This is a genomic window from Flagellimonas zhangzhouensis, assembly GCF_900102925.1.
GTDB classification, from domain to species: Bacteria; Bacteroidota; Bacteroidia; order Flavobacteriales; family Flavobacteriaceae; genus Flagellimonas; species Flagellimonas zhangzhouensis.
The window spans coordinates 1346567-1370657 of record NZ_FNKI01000002.1 but is presented as its reverse complement, the minus strand read 5'-3'; the positions used below and the strand labels follow the sequence as shown (position 1 = coordinate 1370657).

21 protein-coding genes are annotated in these 24091 nt (G+C 38.4%); 17 read left to right on the top strand and 4 right to left on the bottom strand.

From position 1 onward, the window contains the following. The first annotated feature begins 18 nt into the window (after positions 1–18). The 7 genes from menD (at position 19) to BLQ18_RS13060 (ending at position 7982) form a co-directional block, all read left to right on the top strand. Positions 19–1755 carry a 2-succinyl-5-enolpyruvyl-6-hydroxy-3-cyclohexene-1-carboxylic-acid synthase gene (gene menD, locus BLQ18_RS13090; RefSeq protein WP_090297087.1) on the top strand — a complete coding sequence of 579 codons (1737 nt, stop codon included), beginning with the start codon at positions 19–21 and terminating at the stop codon, positions 1753–1755. Positions 1756–1790: 35 nt separating this feature from the next. Then, positions 1791–2132 carry a DUF2853 family protein gene (locus BLQ18_RS13085; protein ID WP_090297083.1) on the top strand — a complete coding sequence of 114 codons (342 nt, stop codon included), beginning with the start codon at positions 1791–1793 and terminating at the stop codon, positions 2130–2132. 81 nt (positions 2133–2213) lie between these two features. Further along, positions 2214–3044 (top strand): CvfB family protein, encoded by an 831-nt coding sequence (locus tag BLQ18_RS13080; protein ID WP_090297079.1) that lies wholly within the window; start codon positions 2214–2216, stop codon positions 3042–3044. Positions 3045–3182: 138 nt separating this feature from the next. Continuing rightward, the gene (locus tag BLQ18_RS13075; protein ID WP_090297076.1) at positions 3183–3782 is read left to right on the top strand and encodes an SPOR domain-containing protein; all 600 of its coding nucleotides are present in this window, start codon (positions 3183–3185) and stop codon (positions 3780–3782) included. A 2-nt stretch (positions 3783–3784) separates the two neighbouring features. Continuing rightward, entirely contained in the window at positions 3785–4693 is a 909-nt protein-coding gene (menA, locus tag BLQ18_RS13070; RefSeq protein ID WP_090297072.1) for a 1,4-dihydroxy-2-naphthoate octaprenyltransferase, read from the top strand. Positions 4694–4726: 33 nt separating this feature from the next. Continuing rightward, entirely contained in the window at positions 4727–5485 is a 759-nt protein-coding gene (locus BLQ18_RS13065; protein WP_090297067.1) for a LytR/AlgR family response regulator transcription factor, read from the top strand. A 535-nt stretch (positions 5486–6020) separates the two neighbouring features. Further along, positions 6021–7982: a sensor histidine kinase gene (locus tag BLQ18_RS13060; protein WP_090297063.1), complete on the top strand. Its 1962-nt coding sequence runs from the start codon at positions 6021–6023 to the stop codon at positions 7980–7982. Between the two features lie 2 nt (positions 7983–7984). Here the strand turns inward: BLQ18_RS13060 and BLQ18_RS13055 are convergent, their stop codons facing one another. After that, complete coding sequence (locus tag BLQ18_RS13055) at positions 7985–8779, bottom strand: SDR family oxidoreductase (RefSeq protein ID WP_090297059.1); 795 nt, start codon at positions 8777–8779, stop codon at positions 7985–7987. Positions 8780–8825: 46 nt separating this feature from the next. On the opposite strand from BLQ18_RS13055, the gene menC reads away from it, so the two are divergent. Genes menC through BLQ18_RS13025 form a run of 6 tightly spaced genes read left to right on the top strand, consistent with a single transcriptional unit; the run spans position 8826 to position 16780 of the window. Next, positions 8826–9878 carry an o-succinylbenzoate synthase gene (gene menC / locus BLQ18_RS13050; RefSeq protein WP_090297052.1) on the top strand — a complete coding sequence of 351 codons (1053 nt, stop codon included), beginning with the start codon at positions 8826–8828 and terminating at the stop codon, positions 9876–9878. Beyond that, the gene (locus tag BLQ18_RS13045) at positions 9869–10831 is read left to right on the top strand and encodes a CPBP family intramembrane glutamic endopeptidase (protein ID WP_090297048.1); all 963 of its coding nucleotides are present in this window, start codon (positions 9869–9871) and stop codon (positions 10829–10831) included. Before menC ends, BLQ18_RS13045 begins: the two co-directional genes overlap by 10 nt. Next, complete coding sequence (locus tag BLQ18_RS13040) at positions 10809–11879, top strand: AMP-binding protein (protein WP_090297043.1); 1071 nt, start codon at positions 10809–10811, stop codon at positions 11877–11879. The genes BLQ18_RS13045 and BLQ18_RS13040 overlap by 23 nt, the downstream gene beginning before the upstream one ends. A gap of 31 nt (positions 11880–11910) precedes the next feature. Further along, positions 11911–13260: a M24 family metallopeptidase gene (locus BLQ18_RS13035; RefSeq protein WP_090297038.1), complete on the top strand. Its 1350-nt coding sequence runs from the start codon at positions 11911–11913 to the stop codon at positions 13258–13260. Positions 13261–13299: 39 nt separating this feature from the next. Further along, positions 13300–15030 (top strand): carboxypeptidase-like regulatory domain-containing protein, encoded by a 1731-nt coding sequence (locus BLQ18_RS13030; RefSeq protein WP_090297031.1) that lies wholly within the window; start codon positions 13300–13302, stop codon positions 15028–15030. A gap of 10 nt (positions 15031–15040) precedes the next feature. Beyond that, entirely contained in the window at positions 15041–16780 is a 1740-nt protein-coding gene (locus tag BLQ18_RS13025) for a carboxypeptidase-like regulatory domain-containing protein (RefSeq protein WP_139150399.1), read from the top strand. A 1-nt stretch (position 16781) separates the two neighbouring features. Here BLQ18_RS13025 and BLQ18_RS13020 read toward each other — a convergent pair whose 3' ends face one another. Beyond that, on the bottom strand, positions 16782–18410 hold the full coding sequence (locus BLQ18_RS13020) for an acyl-CoA carboxylase subunit beta (RefSeq protein ID WP_090297023.1): 1629 nt from the start codon (positions 18408–18410) through the stop codon (positions 16782–16784). A 60-nt stretch (positions 18411–18470) separates the two neighbouring features. On the opposite strand from BLQ18_RS13020, the gene BLQ18_RS13015 reads away from it, so the two are divergent. The 3 genes from BLQ18_RS13015 (at position 18471) to ettA (ending at position 21429) form a co-directional block, all read left to right on the top strand. Beyond that, on the top strand, positions 18471–19454 hold the full coding sequence (locus tag BLQ18_RS13015; protein WP_090297019.1) for a Gfo/Idh/MocA family protein: 984 nt from the start codon (positions 18471–18473) through the stop codon (positions 19452–19454). Positions 19455–19520: 66 nt separating this feature from the next. After that, on the top strand, positions 19521–19703 hold the full coding sequence (locus tag BLQ18_RS13010) for a CAL67264 family membrane protein (protein WP_090297015.1): 183 nt from the start codon (positions 19521–19523) through the stop codon (positions 19701–19703). A 34-nt stretch (positions 19704–19737) separates the two neighbouring features. Beyond that, the gene (gene ettA, locus BLQ18_RS13005; protein WP_090297012.1) at positions 19738–21429 is read left to right on the top strand and encodes an energy-dependent translational throttle protein EttA; all 1692 of its coding nucleotides are present in this window, start codon (positions 19738–19740) and stop codon (positions 21427–21429) included. A 10-nt stretch (positions 21430–21439) separates the two neighbouring features. On the opposite strand, the gene BLQ18_RS13000 is transcribed toward ettA, so the two are convergent. After that, positions 21440–22129, bottom strand: a complete 690-nt coding sequence (locus BLQ18_RS13000; RefSeq protein ID WP_090297009.1) for a hypothetical protein — start codon at positions 22127–22129, stop codon at positions 21440–21442. A 68-nt stretch (positions 22130–22197) separates the two neighbouring features. After that, a complete protein-coding gene (locus BLQ18_RS12995; protein ID WP_090297006.1) occupies positions 22198–22992 on the bottom strand; it encodes an MBL fold metallo-hydrolase in 795 nt (264 codons plus the stop codon). Positions 22993–23156: 164 nt separating this feature from the next. On the opposite strand from BLQ18_RS12995, the gene BLQ18_RS12990 reads away from it, so the two are divergent. Next, the gene (locus BLQ18_RS12990; RefSeq protein ID WP_090297002.1) at positions 23157–24044 is read left to right on the top strand and encodes a hypothetical protein; all 888 of its coding nucleotides are present in this window, start codon (positions 23157–23159) and stop codon (positions 24042–24044) included. Positions 24045–24091: the final 47 nt, after the last annotated feature.

Sequence of the window (24091 nt, the reverse complement as noted above, 5' to 3'; positions counted from 1 at the left end):
GATGTATTTTTGTAGTCCATGATGTACTCAGATATTCCCGCTGCACAAACCTTGGTTTTGTATTTTAAATCCAAGGGGGTTAAAAATATTGTAATCGCGCCAGGGTCCAGAAATGCTCCACTGACCATAAGTTTTACCAAGAACTCTTTTTTCAATTGTTATAGCGTTGTAGATGAACGCTGCGCTGCCTTTTTTGCCATGGGAATGGCCCAGCAGTTGCAGGAGCCAGTCGCCGTGATTTGTTCTTCGGGTAGTGCCATGTTGAATTTTTATCCTGCAGTGGCTGAAGCTTTTTATAGTGATATTCCTTTGATTGTGGTATCGGCAGATAGGCCTAGTTATGGTATCGATATTGGTGATGGACAAACCATTCGTCAAGAGAATGTACTGGAAAAACATATTGGATATTCTGCCAATTTGAAGCAGGATGTGTCCCATGCTTCCTATAAAGTAGCGAAGTTTGGCAAAGTTCTTTTGAAAGAATCTCAGGAAGATATCCAATCCTATAACGAAAAGGAATTGGCCAAAGCATTGTCAGTTGCTTTCAATGAAAAATCTCCTGTGCACATCAATATTCCTTTTGAAGAACCATTGTACGGTAGGGTAGAAGAGCCAACGGTTACCATTCAAGATGAAGCTATTTTGGATGTTGAGCCTACAGCCATTGAAGATTTAGATGGGTTAAAGGAAATTTGGCAAAATACCACTAAAAAAATGGTTTTGGTAGGGGTAAATCAACCCAATGACATTGAGCAGTCGATATTAAAAGCACTTGCGGAGGATGATAGTGTTTTGTTGTTTACCGAAACCACTTCCAACCTGCATCATCCCGAATTTTTTGAAAGTATTGACAGCATTATTGCCCCCATTGAAAAATCGGAGGATAAGTATAAGTTGTTTAAAGACCTGCAACCTGAACTTTTGGTCACCTTTGGTGGTTTAATTGTTTCCAAAAAGATAAAGGCTTTTTTAAGGGAATATCAACCCAAAAACCACTGGCATATTGGTACAAAAAAGGCCTACGATACTTTTTTCTGTTTGAATCGACATATTGAACAGGATCCTAATACCTTTTTAAAGACTATTGTTTCAGATAATAAGGTTTCTAGCCGTTACAAATCCCGTTGGAAAAAGGTCAAGGCAAAATATGAGCAAAAAAGGGATGAATACGTTAAGCAAATTCCATTTTCCGATTTCAAGGCTTTTGAGCAGATTTTAAAAACTATTCCCAAAGGTGCACAGGTACATTTGGCGAATAGTTCCACCGTTCGTTATGCGCAATTATTTCCCATGAATGCTTCTTTAAAGGTATTCTGTAATCGTGGCACTAGTGGAATTGACGGTAGCACTTCTACAGCCGTTGGGGCATCAATCCATAGCTCGGATCCAACTTTGTTGATTACAGGGGATCTCAGTTTTTTTTATGACAGTAATGGGTTGTGGAACCGATACGTCCAACCAGATTTTCGGATAATTCTCATCAATAATGAAGGTGGTGGCATTTTCAGAATTTTGCCAGGAAAAGAGGATACTAAAGAATTCGAGACCTTTTTTGAGACCCATCATCATTTTACAGCAGAGCATTTGGCCAACATGTATGGTTTTGAACATCAACAAGTGAACAACGAAAATGATTTGGCCGAAAGTCTACAAAACTTTTACAAAGCTTCAGATAAACCCAAAATTCTAGAGATAGCAACCCCTAGAACATTGAACAATAAAATTTTGCTTGGCTATTTCGATTTCATATCTTAGACCTCCACTATAAAAACAAAGAACACCTAACTGTTATGAGTAAAAGAGACGAATTGATTGTAAAGTACGCTGAAGACATCAAAAATAAGTTTGGCGTAACTCCAGATATGGATTTTTTAACCAAAGTAGCCATTGGTTTAGGTCCAGCGATATACAATTTAGATGCCTCCAAAGTTTCTGGTTCCGATGATAAAGAATTGGAAACGGTAAAGAATAATTTCTTGATGAAAAAATTGGGCTTGGATGATAGTCCAGCTTTAATGGAAGCCATTAATGATGTTATCGTGAAATACGGAACATCAGAAAAAAACAAACATCGTGCGGTCATCTATTATATGTTGGCAAAGCACTTTAAAAAAGAATCGGTTTACAATTAAGATTACACAAATCCGGTTAAGAAGCTGCCCACACTGAGGGCAGCTTTTTTTATACACACAATTTACACTTACATTTGTCCTATGATAGAATTGGGAAATTATAACACCCTTAAAGTGCTCAGAAGCACTAGTGTTGGACTTTTTTTGGGAGATGATGAAGGAACGGAGATTTTGTTGCCCAACAAATATGTGCCCGAAGATTTTGAAATAGATGCAGATCTTGAAGTGTTCTGTTATTTGGACAATAATGAAAGACCGATTGCCACCACTTTGCGACCCAAAATAATCCGTAACGGTTTTGCTTATTTGGAAGTCAAGGAAGTGGGAACTTATGGTGCTTTTTTGGATTGGGGATTGGAGAAGCAATTACTTGTTCCCTTTAGGGAACAGCCCCAACGAATGGAGGAGGGTAGGAAGTATGTGGTCCATTGCTATATGGATGAAGAAAGTATGCGTTTAACGGGTTCTGGCAAGGTGGATAGATACCTTTCCAATGATAATGTGGACTACGAATTGAATGCAGAAGTAACCGTTTTAGCGCAACGAAAAACACCTTTAGGTTGGGAAGTGATTGTGGACAACAAACACAAAGGCCTCATTTTTGACAGTGATATTTTCAAACCGATTTCGGTGGGAAACCAATTGAGGGGTTATGTGAAAAATGTAAGGGAGGATAAGAAAATAGACATCTCGTTACAACCTATCGGGGCCAAAATGTTGGAGCCTACGGCAAAGATTATTTTTGAAGAATTGGAAAAGAACAACGGATTTTTGCCCTTGCACGATAAATCATCTCCAGAGGAAATAAAGGCCACATTGCACCTAAGTAAAAAAGCATTTAAAAAAGGGGTGGGTATTTTATACAGACAACGCAAAATAAACATTCAGGACGATGGTATTTATTTGTTGTAACCTTCTCTATTTGTGCTGAATGTTTCAAACCGATTAGTTTTTTTCTTCCAACAAAAATTTTACATTTGTAGGTATACGTATTAACATATTGGTAGTTATGCCTTTAGCATAGCGAATAATTTATAACTCCCTCACCATATGCCTTTTATTGAAGAAAGTGATTTATTGGACCTTCATAAGGATATAGACAAGGCCCAGATTATCAACGAACGTCTGCTCGACCAAATAAAATACAAGAATAAAGACCTCAGAAAAATAAAGCTTCAACGTAACGTGCTCTTAGGTTTTGTTGGCCTATTTGTAGTTGGTGCTTTGGCCATTACCTCGTTTACAGCAGGATTGAGTAGCAAGCAATCTTTTGAAAACCAGAACAACGTCTTGGTGTCCATTGATAGTTTGGATGTGATTAAGGCCCGTTTGGATAACCTGAGAAGTCAAAACGAAGAATTGAGTTTGGTGAAGGAATTCTATTTGGCCAAAGAATTCTTGGGCAAGAAAAAGATTTACTCCGTTCAAGTAAAATCCTTTGTGGATAATAACGTCACTTTGGCTTCCGAAGCCTTGACAAATACCCTTTTTGTAAAGACCAATCCATTTTATGCCTATTCCCTGGGGAACTTTGAAACTTTGGAAGAGGCACAAAAATTTAGAAAGCAATTGGTGCAAATGGGATTTGATGATGCTTTTGTAGCATCTTATCAAGACGGAAAACGAATACAAATCGAAGACCCCTTTTAGTATTGGCAAACACTAAGGCTTGGATTCAAGCTGCAAGACTCCGAACATTACCACTTTCCCTATCTGGGATTATAGTCGGTACCGCTTTGGCCATGATGCATGGTCAGTTTGATGTAACCATTTTTGTTTTAGCCCTGTTGACCACGGTCGGTTTTCAGGTGACTTCCAATTTTGCCAACGACTACGGTGATGGTGTAAAAGGAACCGATAACGAAGACAGAATTGGCCCCGTGAGAGCGTTGCAAAGTGGTGCCATTAGCCGTGCCAATTTAAAGAACGGAATAATCATCTCCATTATTATAAGTATGGCCTTGGCCTTGGTTTTGATCTATAAAGCCTTTGGACTTGATAACCTTCTCTATATTCTCATTTTCTTCGTTTTAGGGCTTTTAAGTATCTGGGCAGCCATAAAATATACTATGGGTTCCAATCCGTATGGTTACAAAGGCATGGGTGATTTGTTTGTGTTCTTGTTCTTTGGATTACTGGGTGTTTTGGGCAGTATGTTTTTATTCACCAAGAGTTTACATGCCACGGCTTGGTTACCTGCCATTGCCATTGGCTTGTTATGTGTTGGTGTTCTCAACCTGAACAATCTACGCGATGTGGTATCCGATAAAAAACACGGAAAGTACACCTTGGTGGTGAAAATGGGATTTGAAAACGGGAAGCAATATCATTTTGCATTGATAAGCATACCTTTACTTTGTTTTCTATTGTTCATTTATTTGGAGAACATTCATTGGTCGCACAGCTTCTTTTTATTGGCTTTTATTCCCTTGTTGATTCATTTACGAAAGGTAATGGTGACCCAAGATCCAGGATTGCTGGACGGGGAGTTGAAAAAATTGGCATTAAGTACTTTTTTATTGGCCGTACTCTTCATAATTTCAGTTAATATTTTTTTGTAAATTTGATTTACAACCATATAAACTATAAAGGACTTGGAACAACCAATTAAGATTTTAATCGTTGAGGATAATGTGATCATCGCGGATGATATGCAATCCATGCTGGAGGAAATAGGCTACGAGATCGTAGACAATGTGATTGTTTATGAACAAGCCGTAGATGTACTTAAAAACAATCATGTAGACTTGGTCCTTATTGATATTATCCTTGCTTCGGATAAAACAGGCATCGATTTAGGAAAGCATATAAGGGACACTTACAACATTCCTTTCATTTTTGTAACATCCAACTCTGATAGAGCTACAGTAGAGAATGCCAAAACCGTTAAACCAGATGGTTATTTGGTAAAACCGTTTGAGCAGCAAGATTTGTACACTTCCATTGAAATTGCACTTTCCAATTTTAATTATGCCAAAAAAGGCAATGCTGGTAACTCAGAAGAGAATGATGCTGCAGACGGCATAGCCTCTAATTCTATTTTGAAGGATTCCATCTTTGTAAAAAAGCAACACCTATATTATAGAATTCAGTTTTCCGATATTCAATTCATCAAGGCAGATAACGTTTATTTGGAGGTGAACACGGTAGATAAGAAATTCTTGGTACGTTCCCCTTTAAAGGATTATTTGGAGAAATTACCACAGAACAAGTTTTATCGTGCACATAAATCGTACATCGTAAATGTAGATCATATAGATGCCATCAACTCAAAGGATATTATGATCAATAATAACCTTATTCCAATTTCAAAGGACTTTAAGGAGTTTATCCTTTCATCGATGAACAGTTAAACAACTTAGCTTTAGAATATATAAAGTGTCTTTCGGGGCACTTTTTTTATGTCCAAAAATCATTTTTAGGGAGAACACCACAAGTTTTGGTCGGTTCACAACAATATTTTCCATCCCAGAACAAAGGCCCCTACTTTAGCAGTGTTAATAAATCAGAAAGTAATTTTTTCATTTTCATATAGTGTTCTCGTAAAAGGGTCTTGTTGGTAAAAAGCAGGGCCTTTTTCAATTTATGGGAGTTACGTTTTATTAGAACTCCATGAAAAGCACAAAACATCGATAAACTGCTACTTCACATACATTGAAGTGCTTTTCACAACAGAAATTGACCCTTTCACAACAATACCGAGCAACTCTTTCCTATTGGATTTAATTTTGAGGACAAACTAACGTTCTTTATATACCCCATACTTTGTTTTCAGTGTCATTTGGTCTTTGAAAACAGTTACATTAATTGGGGCTATAAAGGAAATGGGCACAATAACTATATAGGGCACAAGAATTCATCTTCCTGAGCACTATATCAATTTAATTAATGGGACGTTACGTAAGACTTTTATTCACCGCGATATTTTTTCTTTTTCTGTGCAATGCATCAGCTCAGTCTATTTTGGACGACGAGCAAAGTGTATTGAAAGAATTTCAAGATGCCAATATGCCTGCCAATAGGTTTGAGGTATTTTTTAATTCCATCAACAGATATAACATAAATTCACCCTACGATTGGTTGGATACCATCAAAATCTATAGGACAAATGCCGAAAAAACCAATGATACCAACGCGATTCGCTTGTATTTGGTGATGGAGGCCCAGCTCTACAATGATTTAGGGGAATTTGATAAAAGTACTGCGGTAGCTCGTGAACTTTACGAGTTGAAAGACACCTTGGATATGGAATCCCGTAATAGGGTTCTTAATGTGCTGGATAACAACTATGCCAATTTGCAGTTGTACGACAAGCAAATTGAGATTCGCCAAGAAAAACGGGAATTGGGCATTACGGATAACGTAGCTTTTTACGATATCTACAGTAATTTAGGCCTTTATACTGAAGCGTGGCAGCAATTTGCAAAAGAAGTAAGACCAACCATTGCTGATAACGATTCTTACACATTGGCCAAATACCATAGTAAACTTGGTAACTTCCTCAGATTGGACGATTCTGCACCAACTGCACTTCGAGAATTGAACAAGGCCAAAGGATATTTGAATATCTATAACAATGATATTTCCATTCAAAAAAGCGAAGATGATATTTTTGAGGCGGAATTATTAGAGGCAAAAATAGATGGAGGTATTGCCAAGTGCCATGTGGTAATGGGCGAGTTGGAAGAGGCCATTCCATTATTGGAAAAAAGCATCGAAGTTTTAAAAGCTTCTCCCCATAACAATGATCAGAAGGAAGTGGTTGAAAATACGCTGTTCTTGGCCGAAGCCAATTTAAAAATGGACAAGAATATTGCGGCCAAAAGAATTTTGGACACCGAATTCAATAATGTTAGTATTCTTCAGACCATTAAAAAGAATAGTTTACTGGCAATTTATTATGATAAGATTGAAAACTATCAAAATGCCACGAGCTATTATAAAAGAAATGAAAGAATAAAGGATTCGCTGGAGGCAAAACAATCCAACATTATTAAACAGCAATTGGTGACCATTGTTGCCAATGAAGATTTGATAAACAAAGAGCGTTTACTCGATCAAAAAAATCGAGATATGGAGATGATAATGAGCGACATGAAGGCCAAGGAAGAAAGAAGTAATTTGGTATTTGTATCCTTGATTTTTACGCTGATGGGTTTTGCAGGATTGGTTTATGCCTATTTAAAAAGTATTAAAAACCAACGATTGATTGCAGAGCAAAAATATATTATTGAAAATGCTCTGATTGAAAAGGACTCTTTACTAAAGGAAATTCACCATAGAGTAAAAAACAATTTGCAAATGGTGTCGAGTTTGTTGAGTCTTCAAACCAAAAACACCCGAAGTAAAGCAGCTATTGAGGCATTGGAAGAAGGTAAGAGTAGGGTGAAGGCCATGGCTTTAATTCACCAAAAACTGTATCAAAACGATGATCTTTCTGTGATTGAAATGCAGGGTTACATCGAAAGTTTGATTAATAGTGTACAATCGGTTTACAAAAAAGGAGGACATAATATCAGTATTACCATTGATGCAGAAGGCACCGAATTAGATATTGATCGCGCCATTCCTTTTGGATTGATATTGAACGAATTGGTATCCAATTCCTTTAAATATGCCTTTCCTGAAAACGACGAAAACGGAAAAATCTACATCCATTTGCGTAAAAATGGAGACCAAGGTTATTTTGAATATACCGATAACGGAGTTGGATTACCAGAAGACACTGATGAGCGTTCCAATTCGTCCATGGGTATTCGCTTAATGAACAGATTGGTGAACCAGTTGCAATCTAAATTGAATATTGAAAAACAAACGGAAGGTGTTCGCTTCTGGTTTAATTTTAGTTAAGGTTAACGCACTTGACTTTTCAGTACCATTTTGTGCAATAGTTTGGGGAAGAATCTTTTTAAATAGATGCCCATAATTTCTTTTCCCCCGATATAGGCTTCAAACTTATTTTTCTCAATTGCCGCAACGATTTTTTTTGCCGCAAGTTCGGGGGTAATACCATTTTGTGTAGCAACATCATCCTTAATTTGTGGGGAACCATCACCTGTTAGTGCATTTTTGGCCACATTGGTTTGAACAAACCCTGGGCAAATCATTGTGACTTTTATGCCATGCTTTTCATGCTCCATTCGCATAACATCAAAAAATCCATGAAGCGCATGTTTGGCCCCACAATACCCCGATCTATAGGGTGAGCCAAATTTTCCCATCAAGCTCGTAACAGAAACAAAATGACCACTTTTTTGGGCAATAAAGTGGGGTAGAATGGCTTTTGATAGGGCAACAGTACCTAAATAATCTATATCAATGAGTTTTTTATAGACAGACATGTCGGTGTCCATAATCAAAGAACGTTGACTGATTCCAGCATTGTTCACTAGCATATCCACCTTGCCAAAAACACCAATGGCCTTTTCACTAATGGCCTCCAATTCCTCATGGTTTGCTAAATCTAAGGGTATTACGGCAACTTTGGCTGGGTTTTCACAACTTTCCTTGACCCGTATTAATTCCGATTCGTTTCTAGAGGAAATAATCAGATTACAGTTGTGTTTGCTTAACAAAAGCACCAAGCTTTTGCCAATTCCTGAAGAGGCGCCAGTTACCCAAATGGTTTTTCCGTCGATGCTTGCCATTAGTTCGTATTTAGATGTAAAATATACTTAAATTTGAATCCACTCCATGAAAGCAAGCTACAAAAAGTATATCCTCGATTTTAAAGTTCCAAGTGGCACTTCGCGTGGCATACTCACCCAAAAAGAAACTTGGTTTATTGTTCTCAAAGACCAAGATAAAATGGGAATAGGGGAGTGCGGAATTTTACGAGGCCTGAGTGTGGATGATGTTCCCGATTACGAACAAAAACTAAAATGGGCTTGTGAAAATATTCATTTAGGAAAAGAGGTATTGCTTAAAGAATTGAATGAATTCCCCTCAATCCAATTTGGTTTGGAACAAGCGTATCTATCCCTCGATGCAAACAATATGTTTGAGCTTTATCCTTCTGATTTCACCAAAATACAAGCTCCAATTCCCATTAATGGGTTGATTTGGATGGGTGATTCTAACTTCATGTTGAAGCAGTTGGAGCAAAAACTAAAAGATGGGTTTCAATGCATCAAAATGAAAATAGGTGCTATTGATTTTGAAAGTGAAATTGCCATACTTCAATCCATTCGGGATAATTTTTCACCTGAAGAAATAGAGCTTCGTGTTGATGCCAATGGTGCTTTTGCTCCTGAAGAGGCCTTGCAAAAATTGGAGCGTTTGGCTCAATTTAAAATTCATTCCATCGAGCAACCCATTAAAGCAGGGCAGTGGGATAAAATGGCCCAACTTTGCGAAAAAACACCTTTCCCCATTGCATTGGATGAGGAATTGATTGGCATTTTTGATGTAACTAAAAAGGCGGAACTGCTACAAACCATACAACCGCAATACATTATTTTAAAACCAAGTTTGGTAGGTGGATTTCAAGGAAGTCAAGAGTGGATTGATTTAGCAAACAAACAACAAATAGGATGGTGGATCACCAGTGCACTCGAGAGCAATGTTGGATTGAATGCCATTTCGCAATGGACCTATACTTTGAGTAGTCCCATGCCTCAAGGACTGGGTACAGGGAGTTTGTATACCAACAATATTGAAAGCCCTTTACAAGTGGAAAAAGGAGCTATTTTTTATAACAATGCCCTAAATTGGGACAAAGAGCTAATTGAAAATATATGTACATAGAACAAGCGTATAAAGGACTTACAAATCGTTGGAGATATATTGTGGGACTTTTGATTGTATTTATTTTTTGGCAAATACTTGGTGGAATACCACTATTGTTTGCTGTAATGATGAAATCTGAGACCTTTACTAATTTACCAATCGATCTAGGTCAAATGGCAAGTTTACTTGGATCCAATCTTTTTTTCCTTCTGATCATGGTAACGTTTTTTGTGGCTATGCTTAGTTTATGGATAGTTGTAAAGTATATCCATAAACTGCCCTTTAAACACTTTACCACATCACGTAAAAAGGTGGATTGGAAAAGAATCATTTTCTCATTTGTACTCTGGGGAATAATTTCATCAGGTATGATCGTTTTGGATTTGTATCTGTCACCAGAAGATTACGAGTTTACTTTTCAACCAGTCCCATTTTTTATTCTTTTAATACTTTCCATAATTTTTGTCCCGATTCAGACAAGTTTCGAGGAATATTTTACAAGAGGGTATTTAATGCAGTCCATTGGATTGGCTGTTCACAATAAATGGCTGCCATTGATTGTAAGTTCCTCTCTTTTTGGCCTGTTGCACATTTTTAATCCTGAAGTGGAAAAATTGGGCTACGGTATTTTGGTTTTTTATATAGGAACAGGATTTTTTCTTGGTATTTTAACCTTGATGGATGAAGGTTTGGAATTGCCTTTGGGTTTCCATGCTTCCAACAATTTTTTTGCCGCACTTTTAGTAACGGCAGATTGGATGGCATTTAACACCAATTCCATTTATAAAGATGTGTCAGAGCCTGTACTCGGTTGGGATGTTTTGATTCCCGTTTTTGTGATCTATCCCATTTTACTTTTTATTTTCTCTAAGAAGTATGGCTGGAAAAATTGGAAAGAAAGACTTTTTGGAAAAGTGATGACTGAAGAAGAATTTGTAGCGCTATCAAATGAATCATCCGATTTGGCATAATATTCATCCTGATTTTAGATTTAATGGAGCTTCATACACTAATGATGAGCTGATTGCATTAGGAAAGGAATTGGTCAATACGGATGAAGCTTATCAAGTACATATAGGTCAATTTTTATTGGATTGGCTTTCGGATAAATCTATTGTTGAAGTTTCAACTTCAGGATCGACAGGTACTCCGAAGATAATCGAACTGAGAAAAGAGCACATGGTCAATTCTGCTTTGGCCACAGGAGCTTATTTTCAATTGGAACCCAGACAAAAGGCACTTTTGTGTCTCCCTTTAACTGGAATTGCAGGAAAAATGATGCTGATCCGAGCCATGGTTTTAGGGCTTCATCTGGACGCTGTAGAACCCTCTTCAAAACCTTTGCAAGAGAATAAAACCTATGATTTTGCGGCCATGGTTCCTTTGCAGGTGCAAAATTCAATCGACCAACTTTCCCAAATCAGAAAATTGATCATTGGCGGTGCTCCAGTTGACACAAAGCTTCGCTACATATTACGGGATAGTTCTGTTGAAGCTTTTGAAACTTATGGGATGACGGAAACCATAACCCATATCGCAGTTAAAAAAACCAACCATAAACCATCCGAATATTTTGAAACCCTTTCTGGAGTTACCATTCAAACCGATGACAGAGGATGTTTGGTAATTGATGCTCCCAAAATTTCAGATGCTGAAGTGGTGACCAATGATTTGGTGGAAATAAATGGTGAAAACCAATTTAAATGGTTAGGTAGATATGATTCAATAATCAATTCTGGAGGCATCAAACTGTTCCCTGAAAAAATTGAAGAGAAATTGGCACCCTTAATTAGGGAAAGATTTTTCTTGGCTGGTTTACCAGATGAAACCTTAGGACAAAAATTGGTATTGGTTGTGGAAGGAGAACCTTATAATGAGCAAGATTTACTGCAATCGATCAAATCATTGCCAAGCATTTCAAAATACGAAGTACCCAAACAGGTTTACTTTGTAAAAACCTTCACAGAAACAGCTACACAAAAAATCAACCGAACAAAAACACTCGAACGAATTACTTAAATTTACTAGCTTCAAACCAAAAATAACCCTCATGCGAAAAACCATCCAACTTCTATTATTTGTTTTACCTCTAATTGCACTATCCCAACAAATCCTGCCTGAGGTGGAACGGGCCAGAGTAGTGGATGAAATTTTGGAAGAACGTTTCAACGTATTGCTTCCCAAATTAATGGACGATACAGGAATTGATCTGTGGGTGGTGATTTCACGGGAATACAATGAAGATCCTATCTTAAAAACCATGCTGCCAGCCACTTGGTTGAATGCGAGAAGACGAACTATTCTACTTTTTTATAGGGACAAATCCAAAAATACCATTGATAAATTGGCCGTAGCACGTTACAATGTGGGAAAAAGCATTGAGTCTGCTTGGGATAAGGAAAAAGAACCTGACCAATGGAAAAGATTGATGGAATTGATTTCGGAAAGAAACCCCAAGACCATCGGACTTAATTTTTCCGAGGATCATAACATTGCAGATGGATTGGATAAAACGGATTATGATGCTTTTATGGACTATTTGCCCAATAAATTCAAGAATAAAGTTGTTTCAGCAGAGCAATTGGGTGTACGTTGGATTGAAACCAGAACGCCGCGTGAAATGGCCATTTTTGCACAATTGACTGACATTACCCATAATATTGTAGCTGAAGCATTTTCCGAAAAAGTTATTACTCCAGGGATCACCACCACTGATGATGTTGTTTGGTGGATGCGCCAAAAAGTAACTGATTTGGGCTTGGAAACTTGGTTTCACCCAACAGTGGACATTCAACGTAACCAAGAAGCACTGGTGGACCATTTGAGTTCTTTTTCTGGAAAGGTGGATGTGGACAAAGTGATCATGCCTGGTGATTTATTGCATTGCGATTTTGGAATAACGTATTTACGATTGAATACCGATTGTCAAGAAATGGCCTACGTGCTTAAACCAGAAGAAAAAGAAGCACCGTCTTTTTTAAATAATGCGTTGTATGATGGAAACCGAGTACAGGATTTCTTGACCACCAATATGATCAAAGGACGCGTTGGCAATGATATTTTGGCAAAGGCACTTCAAGGAGCGAAAGGTGCAGGGCTTCGTCCTTCCATTTACACGCATCCACTGGGAACTTATGGCCACTCTGCAGGAACAACAATCGGAATGTGGGATGCCCAAGGTGGTGTGATGAAAGATGATGGTGAAAACTATCCATTAAACCCAAATACATGCTATGCCATCGAATTGAACGCTACCGTAAATATCCCTGAATGGAACCGAGATGTGCGCATTATGCTTGAAGAGCCAGGTTTTTATGGAGAAGATGGATTTAGGTACATCAATGGAAGGCAAACGGAGTTGTTGTTAATCCCAAGACAAAAAGAACAATTGGGCAATTAAATTTTGTAAATTTAGTAACCATCTAATTTTCATCATATTATGAGGTTGCTAAAAATTGCTTGTTTTTTCCTTTTATTTTCTGGATTTTCTTATGGTCAAAATGCGATATCAGGTCGTATTTCTGATGGTAAATCCCCTTTGTCCAATGTCAAGGTGCATAATTTAACCTCTGGTGCGCAAACCAGTTCCGATACACAAGGAATTTACCAGATTAAAGCACAACCGAGGGAAGAACTCCGCTTCACCTACATGGGAATGGATACCGTAGCAATTCTAGTGGAGGATGTAACTCGAATCCTTAATGTAAAAATGGAGTTGAAGATTGAAGAATTGGATGAAGTGGAATTGGTAAGTGAGGTTGGAAGAAATAAACAACGTATTCTTGAGCATCAATATGCGACCAATAAAAATTTGATTCGTACTGCCTTTGGAATAATAGATAAGGAAACTTTTGCGGGAAGGCTACCGATTCTCACGAATAAGGATATGATCAGTAACCATTATAATTTTGGAATGTATCTGATTGGAAAATTCGCAGGGACAAAAGTTATCATCAATCCCGACTATACCTTTCAAGTATATTCAAGAGGAATGGGATCAATTATGGCGCAACAACCCATGATTTATGATATTGACAGCCAAATTTTCACGGAAGGGCCCTCTTGGTTAGATCCAAATAATATTGAACGTGTTGCCCTTATGCCTGGTATCAATGCCACTGCAAAATATGGAACTATTGGGGCAGGAGGTGTTATCGTGGTGAATACTAAAAATGGGACCTACAAGGCAAATCCCAAAGAACCCTATGATCAAGCTAAACTTCGTAACAATTATATGAATGGTAAAGTTGCTCAAAATGGAAATGGCGCATCCAAACCACAATATTTGATTGACCTTGAAAATAGTGCAACTGTTGAGGAAGCAAAGGTTGTTTATCAAGAAAAGGGGCAGGTATATGGAAATCATCCCAACTTTTTATTGGATGCATACGTTCATTTTTATGACGTAAGAGGGCAAAAGGAATTTGCAGATGCTATTTTAGAGCGATTTGTTCAGGTGTCTGAAAAAAATCCTGTAATGTTAAAGGCATTGGCCTATACCTTGGAAGATCAGGATAGAACAAAAGATGCACACGAAATTTATAAAAAGATCTATAAGCTACGACCAGATTACGCCCAAAGCTATATTGATCTCGCCAACAGTTATAGAAACTTGGATATGCCAGATTCGGCTACCTCGCTTTTTGCCAGACATTCCTATCTATTGGATGAAGGAATGCTACAAAACGATTCTTTGAACCTGGCCACCTTGATGCAACGCGAAATGGATAACTTGTTTTTATTGGAAAACAGTTCCATGAAAATTCATAAAAGAAAAAAAACCGAACAAGATTTTTATAGTACCCGATTGGTTTTTGAGTGGAACGATTCGGAAGCAGAATTTAACCTGCAATTTGTAAATCCAGAGAACCAATATTTTAATTGGAAGCATAGCTTAGCAGAAATGCCCGAGCGCATTCGTTCCGAAAAGAAACTAGGTTTTTCCATGGCCGATTTCTTATTGGACGATGAATTGGCAGGTATTTGGAAGGTGAATGTGACCTATCTGGGCAATAAACAATTATCCCCATCTTATTTGAAAGCTACTATTTACAAGAATTACGGGAGTAAAATTCAGAGTAAGGAAGTTCAGGTCTTTAAGCTAAGTACTAAGGGGGCGAATCAACAATTTTTCGAATTGAGGCTTCCATCAAGGGTTGCTAATAATTGATAGCAAGGTTATGAGGAATATAGTCATTGCTTTCATCCTAGTGTTGGTTTGTCATAACTCTATGGCTCAAAAGGTGGTACAAGGTCATATTTCCAATGAAGGACTGCCCTTATCTGGTGTGCACGTTATCAACCTTTCATCTGCAAAAAAGTCATTTTCCAATTCTGAAGGATTTTATACAATCGTTGCAGCACCAAAAGAAGAACTTCAATTTACCTACATGGGAATGGATACCGTTTCGATAATTGTTGAAGATGTGACCAAAACCCTGAACATTTCAATGATATTACGAACAGAGCAATTGGAGGAAGTCGTAGTGTCCAAAAAAGTTAATAAACAGAAGGAATTGGGGATGAATTATTTTTCCGACCCATCAATAGTAAATTCCTTTTACGGGTACTTAAGTCCTAATACTGTTGCCTATCAGCTTAAAGTAATAGATGGTTCTGAATTTAATGTGGGAGCAGATATTTTGGAAGCGATCGCCAGTAGGCGATCGGGAATGCGGGTGAAAACCATTTTAAAGGGAGGGATTCCAACAAAAGTGTTGTATATGAGGGGAATGGGGTCCATAAATAATAGTCGACCAGCCATTTTTGAAGTAGATGGACAAGTATTTCAAGATGCTCCTGTTTGGATCGATTTGGCCATGGTTCTCCGCGTTGGTATCATTCCTGGAATACAAGCCGTTGTTCGTTACGGTCCCACGGCGAGTGGTGGAGTTGTAATTATCAATACCAAAAGCGGGGTACATGGTTTACGAGAAGAAAATAGCGGTAAACTTTATGATCAAGCGCGTTTGCGCAATAATTTTGTTACGGGTAAGGTAATTTCCAATCAGGATGTATCAGAAGGCTATCCTGAATATATTTTGGAAATGGAAGGCACAACAACTCAAAATGAAACCCTTGAGCTTTATCATAAATATGAGCGGCAATTTTCCAACGTCCCCTATTTTTATGTGGATTCCTATGCCTTATTTTTTGAAAAATATGGGGGAGCGGTGGCAGATAAAATTATTGAAGCGAATTTTGATGCTTTTGAAAATAATGCCGTTTGGTTAAAAGCTTTGGCATTTACCTACGAATCCCAATCCCGTTTTAAACAAGCTCATGAAATCTATAAAAAGGTCTATACTTTACGCCCAGATTATGCGCAAAGCTATATGGATCTGGCCAATAGCTATCGGAATGTAAATAGGTCAGAATCTGCCAACTCATTACTTGCTCGACATTCATTTTTGTTGGATGAAGGTTTGTTGGTATCAGATACTTTACATCTTACCGAAATGATGCAAAGAGAGATTGACAATTTAAATTGGGACAATACTAAGAATTCCAATCAATTTGAAACTGGTACCCCACAAAATGAATTTAGCACACGTTTGGTGTTTGAATGGAACGATTCCGAAGCCGAATTTGATTTACAGTTTGTAAATCCAAATAATCAATATTTTAGTTGGAAACATAACTTGTTGGAAATGGCAGATCGCGTCCGTTCGGAAAAGCAGTTGGGCTATTCTATGGTCGACTTTTTATTGGATGATGAACTACCAGGGATTTGGAATGTAAATACCACCTATTTAGGAAACAAACAATTGACTCCAACCTATTTAAAAGCCACGATTTATAAAAACTACGGGAGTAAATTTCAAACTAAAGAAATAAAGGTGTTCCGTTTGGGTATGAAAGGTGTGAATCAACGATTGTTCTCCTTTCCCGTGACATCAAGTATTGTCCAAAGCAAATAAATTATACCTGTAGAACGCCCATATTAAAGTGCTTTTCAATGGGGGAGTGATTAGCAGCTTCAATACCCATACTTATCCATTTGCGAGTATCCAAAGGATCAATAATGCCATCCGTCCAAAGTCTTGCGGCAGCGTAATAAGGCGAAATTTGATTGTCGTAACGTTGCTTTATTTCATCAAAAAGTGCTTTTTCCTTATCAGCATCCAAAGGCTCACCACTTTTTTCCAAACTAGCCTTTTCAATTTGCAACAATACCTTGGCGGCAGAATTTCCACTCATTACGGCTAGTTCGGCACTTGGCCAAGCCACAATTAATCTAGGATCATAAGCTTTTCCACACATGGCATAATTACCAGCACCGTAACTGTTGCCAATTACCACTGTGAATTTGGGTACCACTGAATTACTCACGGCATTCACCATTTTGGCACCATCCTTAATAATGCCTCTGTGTTCACTTTTGCTACCCACCATAAAACCCGTTACATCCTGCAAAAACACTAAAGGAATTTTCTTTTGGTTGCAATTTGCGATAAATCGTGTGGCCTTGTCCGCGGAATCGGAATAAATGACCCCGCCAAACTGCATCTCACCTTTTTTGGTTTTTACCACCTTACGTTGGTTTGCTACAATACCTACGGCCCAACCATCAATTCGAGCATATCCTGTTAAAATGGTTTTTCCGTAGCCTTCTTTATATTGTTCAAACTCGGAATCGTCGACCAAGCGTTTGATAATTTCCAACATATCGTATTGGTCACTACGAGACCTGGGCAAGATTCCGTAAATATCCTCTGGATTCTCAATGGGTTTTTTGGGTTCAGAACGGTTAAAACCAGCCTTGTCAAAATCTCCAACTTTATCGACTATATTTTTGATTTTATCCAAGGCATCTTTATCATCCTTGGCTTTGTAATCGGTAACGCCGCTTATTTCAGAATGGGTTGTGGCTCCACCCAATGTTTCATTATCAATACTTTCTCCAATGGCAGCTTTTACCAAATAGCTTCCAGCCAAAAATATGCTTCCTGTTTTGTCAACAATCAAGGCTTCGTCGCTCATAATAGGCAAATACGCACCTCCAGCAACACAGCTTCCCATCACCGCAGCAATTTGGGTAATTCCCATACTGCTCATAATGGCGTTGTTTCTAAAAATGCGACCAAAATGTTCTTTATCAGGAAAAATCTCATCCTGCAAGGGCAAATACACCCCAGCACTGTCCACCAAATAAATGATGGGCAATTTGTTTTCAATGGATATTTCTTGGGCCCTTAAGTTTTTCTTTCCAGTAATCGGAAACCAAGCCCCAGCTTTCACTGTGGCATCATTGGCCACCACCACACACTGTTTGCCTTTTACGTAGCCTACTTTGACCACCACACCACCTGATGGACATCCACCATGTTCTTGGTACATATCCTCTCCAGCAAATGCACCAATTTCAATGGAATTTGAACCCTCATCCAACAAATAATCAATACGTTCACGAGCCGTCATCTTGCCTTTGGCATGATGCTTTTCTATTCGCCCTTTTCCACCACCCAATTTTACCTTGGCGAGCCTGCGTTTAAGGTCAGAAAGTTGTAATTTATTATGGTCTTCGTTTTTATTGAAGTTAAGGTCCATAGGATCAAATATGATTAGTGGGATAAAGATAAGGAGTTATAATCATTACTTTTGAAGTATATGGAAAGCAAAATAAAATGGGGTATTCTGGGCCCTGGGAAAATTGCCAGAAAATTTGCGTCAGACCTACAATTGGTCGAGGATGCAGAAATTTCCGCCGTAGCATCAAGGAATTTGAATCGCGCTAAACAATTTTCAGATGAGTTTAATGTGGAGCATGTTTTTGGAAGCTATGAAGAATTATTTGAGTCCAAAACAGTGGATGTGGTCTATGTAGCCACTCCGCATAATTATCACAAGGATCTGACCATTCAAGCTTTGAAGCATGGTATTGGGGTGATTTGTGAAAAACCTTTGGGTGTGGGTAGTAGCGAAGTGAAACAAATGGTGGCTGCTTCCAAAGAAAACAATGCCTTTTTAATGGAGGCCTTGTGGTCCAGATTCAATCCCTCCATTCAAAAAATAAAACAATTGGTAGATGATGGTGCCATTGGCGATTTGGCTTATTTGCATGCCGATTTTGCTTTTTATGCCCTCGACCGCGATTTGGATTCCAGATTGCTGAATCCAGATTTGGCTTCAGGTTCAATCCTCGATATTGGAATTTATCCCATTTTCCTATCCTATTTATTATTTGGAATGCCCAATGAAATAATGGCGAAATCAAAGTTTCATGAAAACGGGACTGAACTTCAAACCAGCATGATTTTTGATTATGAAAATGCTCAGGCGGTCTTGTTCAGTGGTTTGATGGGGGATTCAAAAATGGAAGCTGAACTATCAGGTTCCAAAGGTGAGATTTTCATCAATCCTAGATGGCATGAAACAGATGGTTTTACTTTAGTAAAGGATAAAGAAGAAAAGGTGTTTGATCTTCCTTTAAAAGGAATCGGATACTATTATGAGATTCTCGAAGTCCACCAGTGTTTGAGGAACAATCAGATTGAAAGCAATTTATGGTCGCATCAAAATAGTTTGGATTTGGCCGAATTATTGGATAACGTAAGGGGAAAATGCGGAGTAACCTTTCCTTTTGAAACTTAAATCCTATTTTCGGCTTTGCATTATACCTATTTTTACGATATTTGAATTTCTTCAGAAATAGATACAATGGGAATGAACAAGAACACAGTGCTAGCCTATGCCACATGGATTATGATTTTGGTTGGATTGGGTATGATCGCACTTGGAGCTTTTAAATATGACGAGGTTGCTGGATACGGTTTTGCCGCAGTAGGAATTGGCTTTTTTGCCGTTGCTTGGGTATTCAATGCCCTAAAAGGTAGAGTGTAACCTTATTTTTTCATAACAATTTAATTTACAGTAAATGTCAGACGATAAGAAAGTCATTTTTTCAATGTCTGGGGTTACCAAGACCTATAAAACGGCCAATACCCCTGTGCTTAAAAATATATATTTAAGCTTTTTCTACGGAGCCAAAATTGGGATTTTGGGTCTTAATGGTTCAGGTAAATCCACCTTGCTAAAGATTATCGCAGGGGTTGATAAAAACTACCAGGGTGATGTGGTTTTTTCACCAGGATACTCTGTGGGGTATTTGGAACAGGAACCACAATTGGATGAAGACAAAACCGTACTTGAAGTGGTAAAGGAAGGTGTTGCTGAAACCGTTGCCATTTTGGACGAATACAATAAAATAAACGATATGTTCGGTTTGCCCGAAGTGTATGAGGATGCTGATAAAATGCAGAAGCTTATGGACAAGCAAGCAGCACTTCAAGATCAGATCGATGCTTCAAACGCATGGGAATTGGATACCAAGTTGGAAATCGCGATGGACGCTTTGCGTACCCCTGATTCTGATAAAAAAATCAGTGTATTATCTGGTGGTGAACGCAGGAGAGTAGCTTTGTGCCGTTTGTTGTTGAAAGAACCCGATGTTCTGTTGTTGGATGAACCTACCAACCACTTGGACGCCGAATCGGTACACTGGTTGGAGCATCATTTGGCACAGTATAAAGGAACCGTAATTGCCGTAACGCACGACCGTTATTTCTTGGATAATGTTGCGGGTTGGATTTTGGAATTGGATCGCGGTGAGGGAATTCCATGGAAAGGAAACTACTCCAGTTGGTTAGACCAAAAGGCCAAACGTTTGGAGCAAGAGAGCAAACAAGCTTCCAAGCGTCAAAAGACATTAGAACGAGAGTTGGAATGGGTGCGTCAAGGTGCCAAGGGTAGACATGCCAAGCAAAAGGCCCGTTTGAACAATTATGATAAATTGATGAGCCAAGACCAGAAACAGGTTGAGGAAAAATTGGAGATCTATATTCCGAACGGTCCCCGTTTGGGAACCAACGTAATTGAGGCCAAAGGCGTAAGCAAAGCTTTTGGTGACAAATTATTGTATGAAAATTTAAACTTCAACTTACCACAAGCGGGTATTGTTGGTATCATCGGTCCTAATGGTGCTGGTAAAACTACCATCTTTAAGATGATCATGGGAGAGGAAACTCCCGATAAGGGTGAATTTATTGTAGGTGATACTGCAAAATTGGCTTATGTGGATCAGTCACATTCCAATATTGATCCAGAGAAATCCATTTGGGAAAATTTCAGTGACAGTCAAGAATTGATAAATATGGGAGGGAGACAAGTAAACTCCCGAGCTTATTTGAGTCGATTCAACTTTTCAGGAAGTGAGCAGAATAAAAAGGTAAACATGCTTTCGGGTGGTGAGCGTAACCGTCTTCATTTGGCGATGACCTTAAAAGAAGAAGGCAACGTATTGCTTTTGGATGAGCCTACCAACGATTTGGATGTGAATACGCTCCGTGCCTTGGAAGAAGGTTTGGAAAATTTTGCTGGTTGTGCCGTGATCATTTCGCACGACAGATGGTTCTTGGATAGGATCTGTACCCACATTCTTGCTTTTGAGGGCGATTCTCAGGTGTATTTCTTTGAAGGTTCGTTCTCAGACTACGAAGAGAACAAAAAGAAACGCTTGGGAACGGATATCATGCCCAAGCGTATCAAGTATAAAAAGTTGATTCGATAAAAGGAGGTAATTATTCTTCCCTTTCGAGATTTTTGATTCCGTCCTCCAATAATTTTTTGGCCTTTTCCAAATAAGCTTTTTGGTGAGAGGCCAAACTATTAGGGTCTTGGGTTCCCGCAGGCACTGTGCCTATGGATTTCGATAATTCCACCAATTGAATGATGGCATTTTCGGCGGAGATGAGTTTGTCATCTGCATGCTTTTCGAACACCTTGATCATTTCGGCCTCCATGGAATTATTGGAAGTAGTGGTTGTTTCTTCCTCAATGATTTCAGAATTCTCGTCAATGGAAACAACATCCATATCTTCATTTGGGCCAGGCGAAGAAACTCCAAGCGTGCATTGATCAACAATGGTTATTAACTCATTAATTTCACCCAAAGCTTTTTTTGTGAAAAAACGTCCAGCTTCCCAGTCGGTTGGCTCAATGGCTTTGTCCAAGGTCTCCATGGCATCGAGTCTTTTATTTTTTGCCTTATCGCATCCGCAATCCTCCATAAAGGGTTCGGATTTTTCAAGAGCGGTAAGAGCTCTTTCAGCATAATACATTTGATGCTCAAAGTTAGTGGCGGACATTGCCTTTTTACTATGACTTAGGGCATAGGTTACTTTGGAATAAAAATTGTCGCATTGACTATAGGTAGCATTTGCAGCAAAAATAAGTGCCGCAACTACAAGAACATGGGATTTGGGAGCCATATTACTGTATTTGATTTGGTTACTAGTTCGATACCCTAACGGTTAAATAGGGAATTTATTTTGTTTTGTTAATAATCTTCATTGGGGTACCAATCCACGAGCACTACTTCGATGTTTGGATCACCCGCATTTACCAAACTTTTAAACTTGTTCACATCGCTTACATTGGGACGACCTCTAAAGTGATATGGATAAACTTGTTTTGGTTTAAATTCAATCACGGCATCAGCAGCACTTTCTTCCGTCATGGTGTAAGGGAGGTTCATACAAATAAAAGCCTTGTCAATATTTTCTAGGGCACGCATTTCGGGAATATCTTCGGTATCTCCTGAAAAATAAACTCTTTCATCACCAAAAGTGAACACATATCCATTTCCTCTGCCTTTTATATGAAAATCTTTGGCCTCTTCTCGAAGATTATACATAGGAATAGCCTCTACGGAAAATCCTGCGATTTCTTTTACCTCCCCATTTTTCATGGTTGTGGTTTTGGATTTTAAATCTTCGGACATTTGTAATGCCACGGCATCAGGTGCAATAATGGTTGTTCCCTCTAGCTCCAATTCACCCAAAGTTTCTGGGTTAAAGTGATCTCCGTGCACATCGGTAATAAAAATAAGGTCTGGTGATGGTTGACCTTCAAAGGCGGCTTTTCCACCTACGGGGTCTATATATATGGTATTCCCATCCCATTCAACTACAGCAGTGGCATGCTCAATAGGGATAATGGTTGCAGCTGCAGGTTTTTCTTCTATCGCCACAGTTTCAACTTCTGTGGTTTCCTCAGTCTGTTCTTTTTTCTCTTTGCAGGAAATGATGGTCAATGAAATCAGTCCCATCAATAAAAATAATTTACTTTTCATGTTGCTTTGTTTTCTTTAAAAATAAGTGATTACTAATACATATATCGGAATCGGTTAACAATTTTTTTTAATTCATATAATCCAAATCGAAATCCAATGCGTATATAAATCAAACACGATTGATTAATAACCTTAAAACTGAAATCAATTAAAATAAAAAAATTATGACTGAAACAAAAAATAACAACGGATTGAAGGTAATTGCTGGATTGTTGGGTGTTGTTCTTTTGGGAACTATTATATACACCGTTAGCCTTTACCAAGACAAAAAAGCCACTACTCAAGCTTTAACTCAAGAGAAAGATTTGGTAGTTGAGGATTTGAACAACCTTAAGTCTGAGTACGACAAGGCTATTTTGGAAAGCAACGCCACTAACGAAGAGTTGGTTGCTGCACGTGACAACATTGCAAAATATATCGATTCTGTAAACGGAATGAAAGCTGATATCGCTTCCCTTTCTCGTTACAGAAGACAAGTAAGCGTTCTTAAAGCAGAAAGAGAAAAATTGTTGAAACAAGTAGATTCGTTAACGCAATCTAACAGCTTGTTGGCTATGCAAAGAGACAGTACTTATTCTGAATTGGAAAAGCAAACTGTTTTCAACGATTCTTTGATCGTACAAAATACACAATTGGCTGATGCCGTTGAAAGAGGTTCTGCGCTTAACCTATCTGTAATTAGTGTAGATGCAGTAAAAGAAAGAAGCAGTGGGAAATTGGTTTCTACTTCTAGAGCCAGAGCTACTGATAAATTCAAAGTTTGTTTCACTATTGCTGATAACGTAATCGCTGAAGCTGGTGACAGAGAGTTCTTTATTGAAGTTCTTGGACCACAAGGAAATGTATTGGGAGAAGGTTTGACAGCTACTACAGAAGAAGGTGCAACCTTGACTTATAGTAAAGCTACAAACTTCTACTACGAAAATGATGCTTTGGATGTATGTGACTATCTAAACAAGCCTGCTGATGAGTTCCAAAAAGGTAACTACATGGTAAATGTTTACGATAGCGGATTGAAACTATTGGGTACTTCCAAGTTCATCTTGAAATAATACACACTATTATCACTATCACTAAAAAGGCCCGTCCAACTTGGACG

What these genes read in the sequence shown, in the direction of transcription:
- BLQ18_RS13035 (WP_090297038.1), top strand. Translation starts at nt 11,911, where the DNA reads ATGCGAAAAACCATCCAACTTCTATTATTTGTTTTACCTCTAATTGCA.
- BLQ18_RS13045 (WP_090297048.1), top strand. Translation starts at nt 9,869, where the DNA reads ATGTACATAGAACAAGCGTATAAAGGACTTACAAATCGTTGGAGATAT.
- BLQ18_RS13000 (WP_090297009.1), bottom strand. Translation starts at nt 22,129, where the DNA reads ATGGCTCCCAAATCCCATGTTCTTGTAGTTGCGGCACTTATTTTTGCT.
- BLQ18_RS13080 (WP_090297079.1), top strand. Translation starts at nt 2,214, where the DNA reads ATGATAGAATTGGGAAATTATAACACCCTTAAAGTGCTCAGAAGCACT.
- BLQ18_RS13010 (WP_090297015.1), top strand. Translation starts at nt 19,521, where the DNA reads ATGGGAATGAACAAGAACACAGTGCTAGCCTATGCCACATGGATTATG.
- BLQ18_RS13085 (WP_090297083.1), top strand. Translation starts at nt 1,791, where the DNA reads ATGAGTAAAAGAGACGAATTGATTGTAAAGTACGCTGAAGACATCAAA.
- BLQ18_RS13060 (WP_090297063.1), top strand. Translation starts at nt 6,021, where the DNA reads ATGGGACGTTACGTAAGACTTTTATTCACCGCGATATTTTTTCTTTTT.
- BLQ18_RS13025 (WP_139150399.1), top strand. Translation starts at nt 15,041, where the DNA reads ATGAGGAATATAGTCATTGCTTTCATCCTAGTGTTGGTTTGTCATAAC.
- BLQ18_RS13015 (WP_090297019.1), top strand. Translation starts at nt 18,471, where the DNA reads ATGGAAAGCAAAATAAAATGGGGTATTCTGGGCCCTGGGAAAATTGCC.
- BLQ18_RS12990 (WP_090297002.1), top strand. Translation starts at nt 23,157, where the DNA reads ATGACTGAAACAAAAAATAACAACGGATTGAAGGTAATTGCTGGATTG.
- BLQ18_RS12995 (WP_090297006.1), bottom strand. Translation starts at nt 22,992, where the DNA reads ATGAAAAGTAAATTATTTTTATTGATGGGACTGATTTCATTGACCATC.
- ettA (WP_090297012.1), top strand. Translation starts at nt 19,738, where the DNA reads ATGTCAGACGATAAGAAAGTCATTTTTTCAATGTCTGGGGTTACCAAG.
- BLQ18_RS13040 (WP_090297043.1), top strand. Translation starts at nt 10,809, where the DNA reads ATGAATCATCCGATTTGGCATAATATTCATCCTGATTTTAGATTTAAT.
- BLQ18_RS13020 (WP_090297023.1), bottom strand. Translation starts at nt 18,410, where the DNA reads ATGGACCTTAACTTCAATAAAAACGAAGACCATAATAAATTACAACTT.
- menD (WP_090297087.1), top strand. Translation starts at nt 19, where the DNA reads ATGATGTACTCAGATATTCCCGCTGCACAAACCTTGGTTTTGTATTTT.
- BLQ18_RS13055 (WP_090297059.1), bottom strand. Translation starts at nt 8,779, where the DNA reads ATGGCAAGCATCGACGGAAAAACCATTTGGGTAACTGGCGCCTCTTCA.
- menC (WP_090297052.1), top strand. Translation starts at nt 8,826, where the DNA reads ATGAAAGCAAGCTACAAAAAGTATATCCTCGATTTTAAAGTTCCAAGT.
- BLQ18_RS13075 (WP_090297076.1), top strand. Translation starts at nt 3,183, where the DNA reads ATGCCTTTTATTGAAGAAAGTGATTTATTGGACCTTCATAAGGATATA.
- BLQ18_RS13030 (WP_090297031.1), top strand. Translation starts at nt 13,300, where the DNA reads ATGAGGTTGCTAAAAATTGCTTGTTTTTTCCTTTTATTTTCTGGATTT.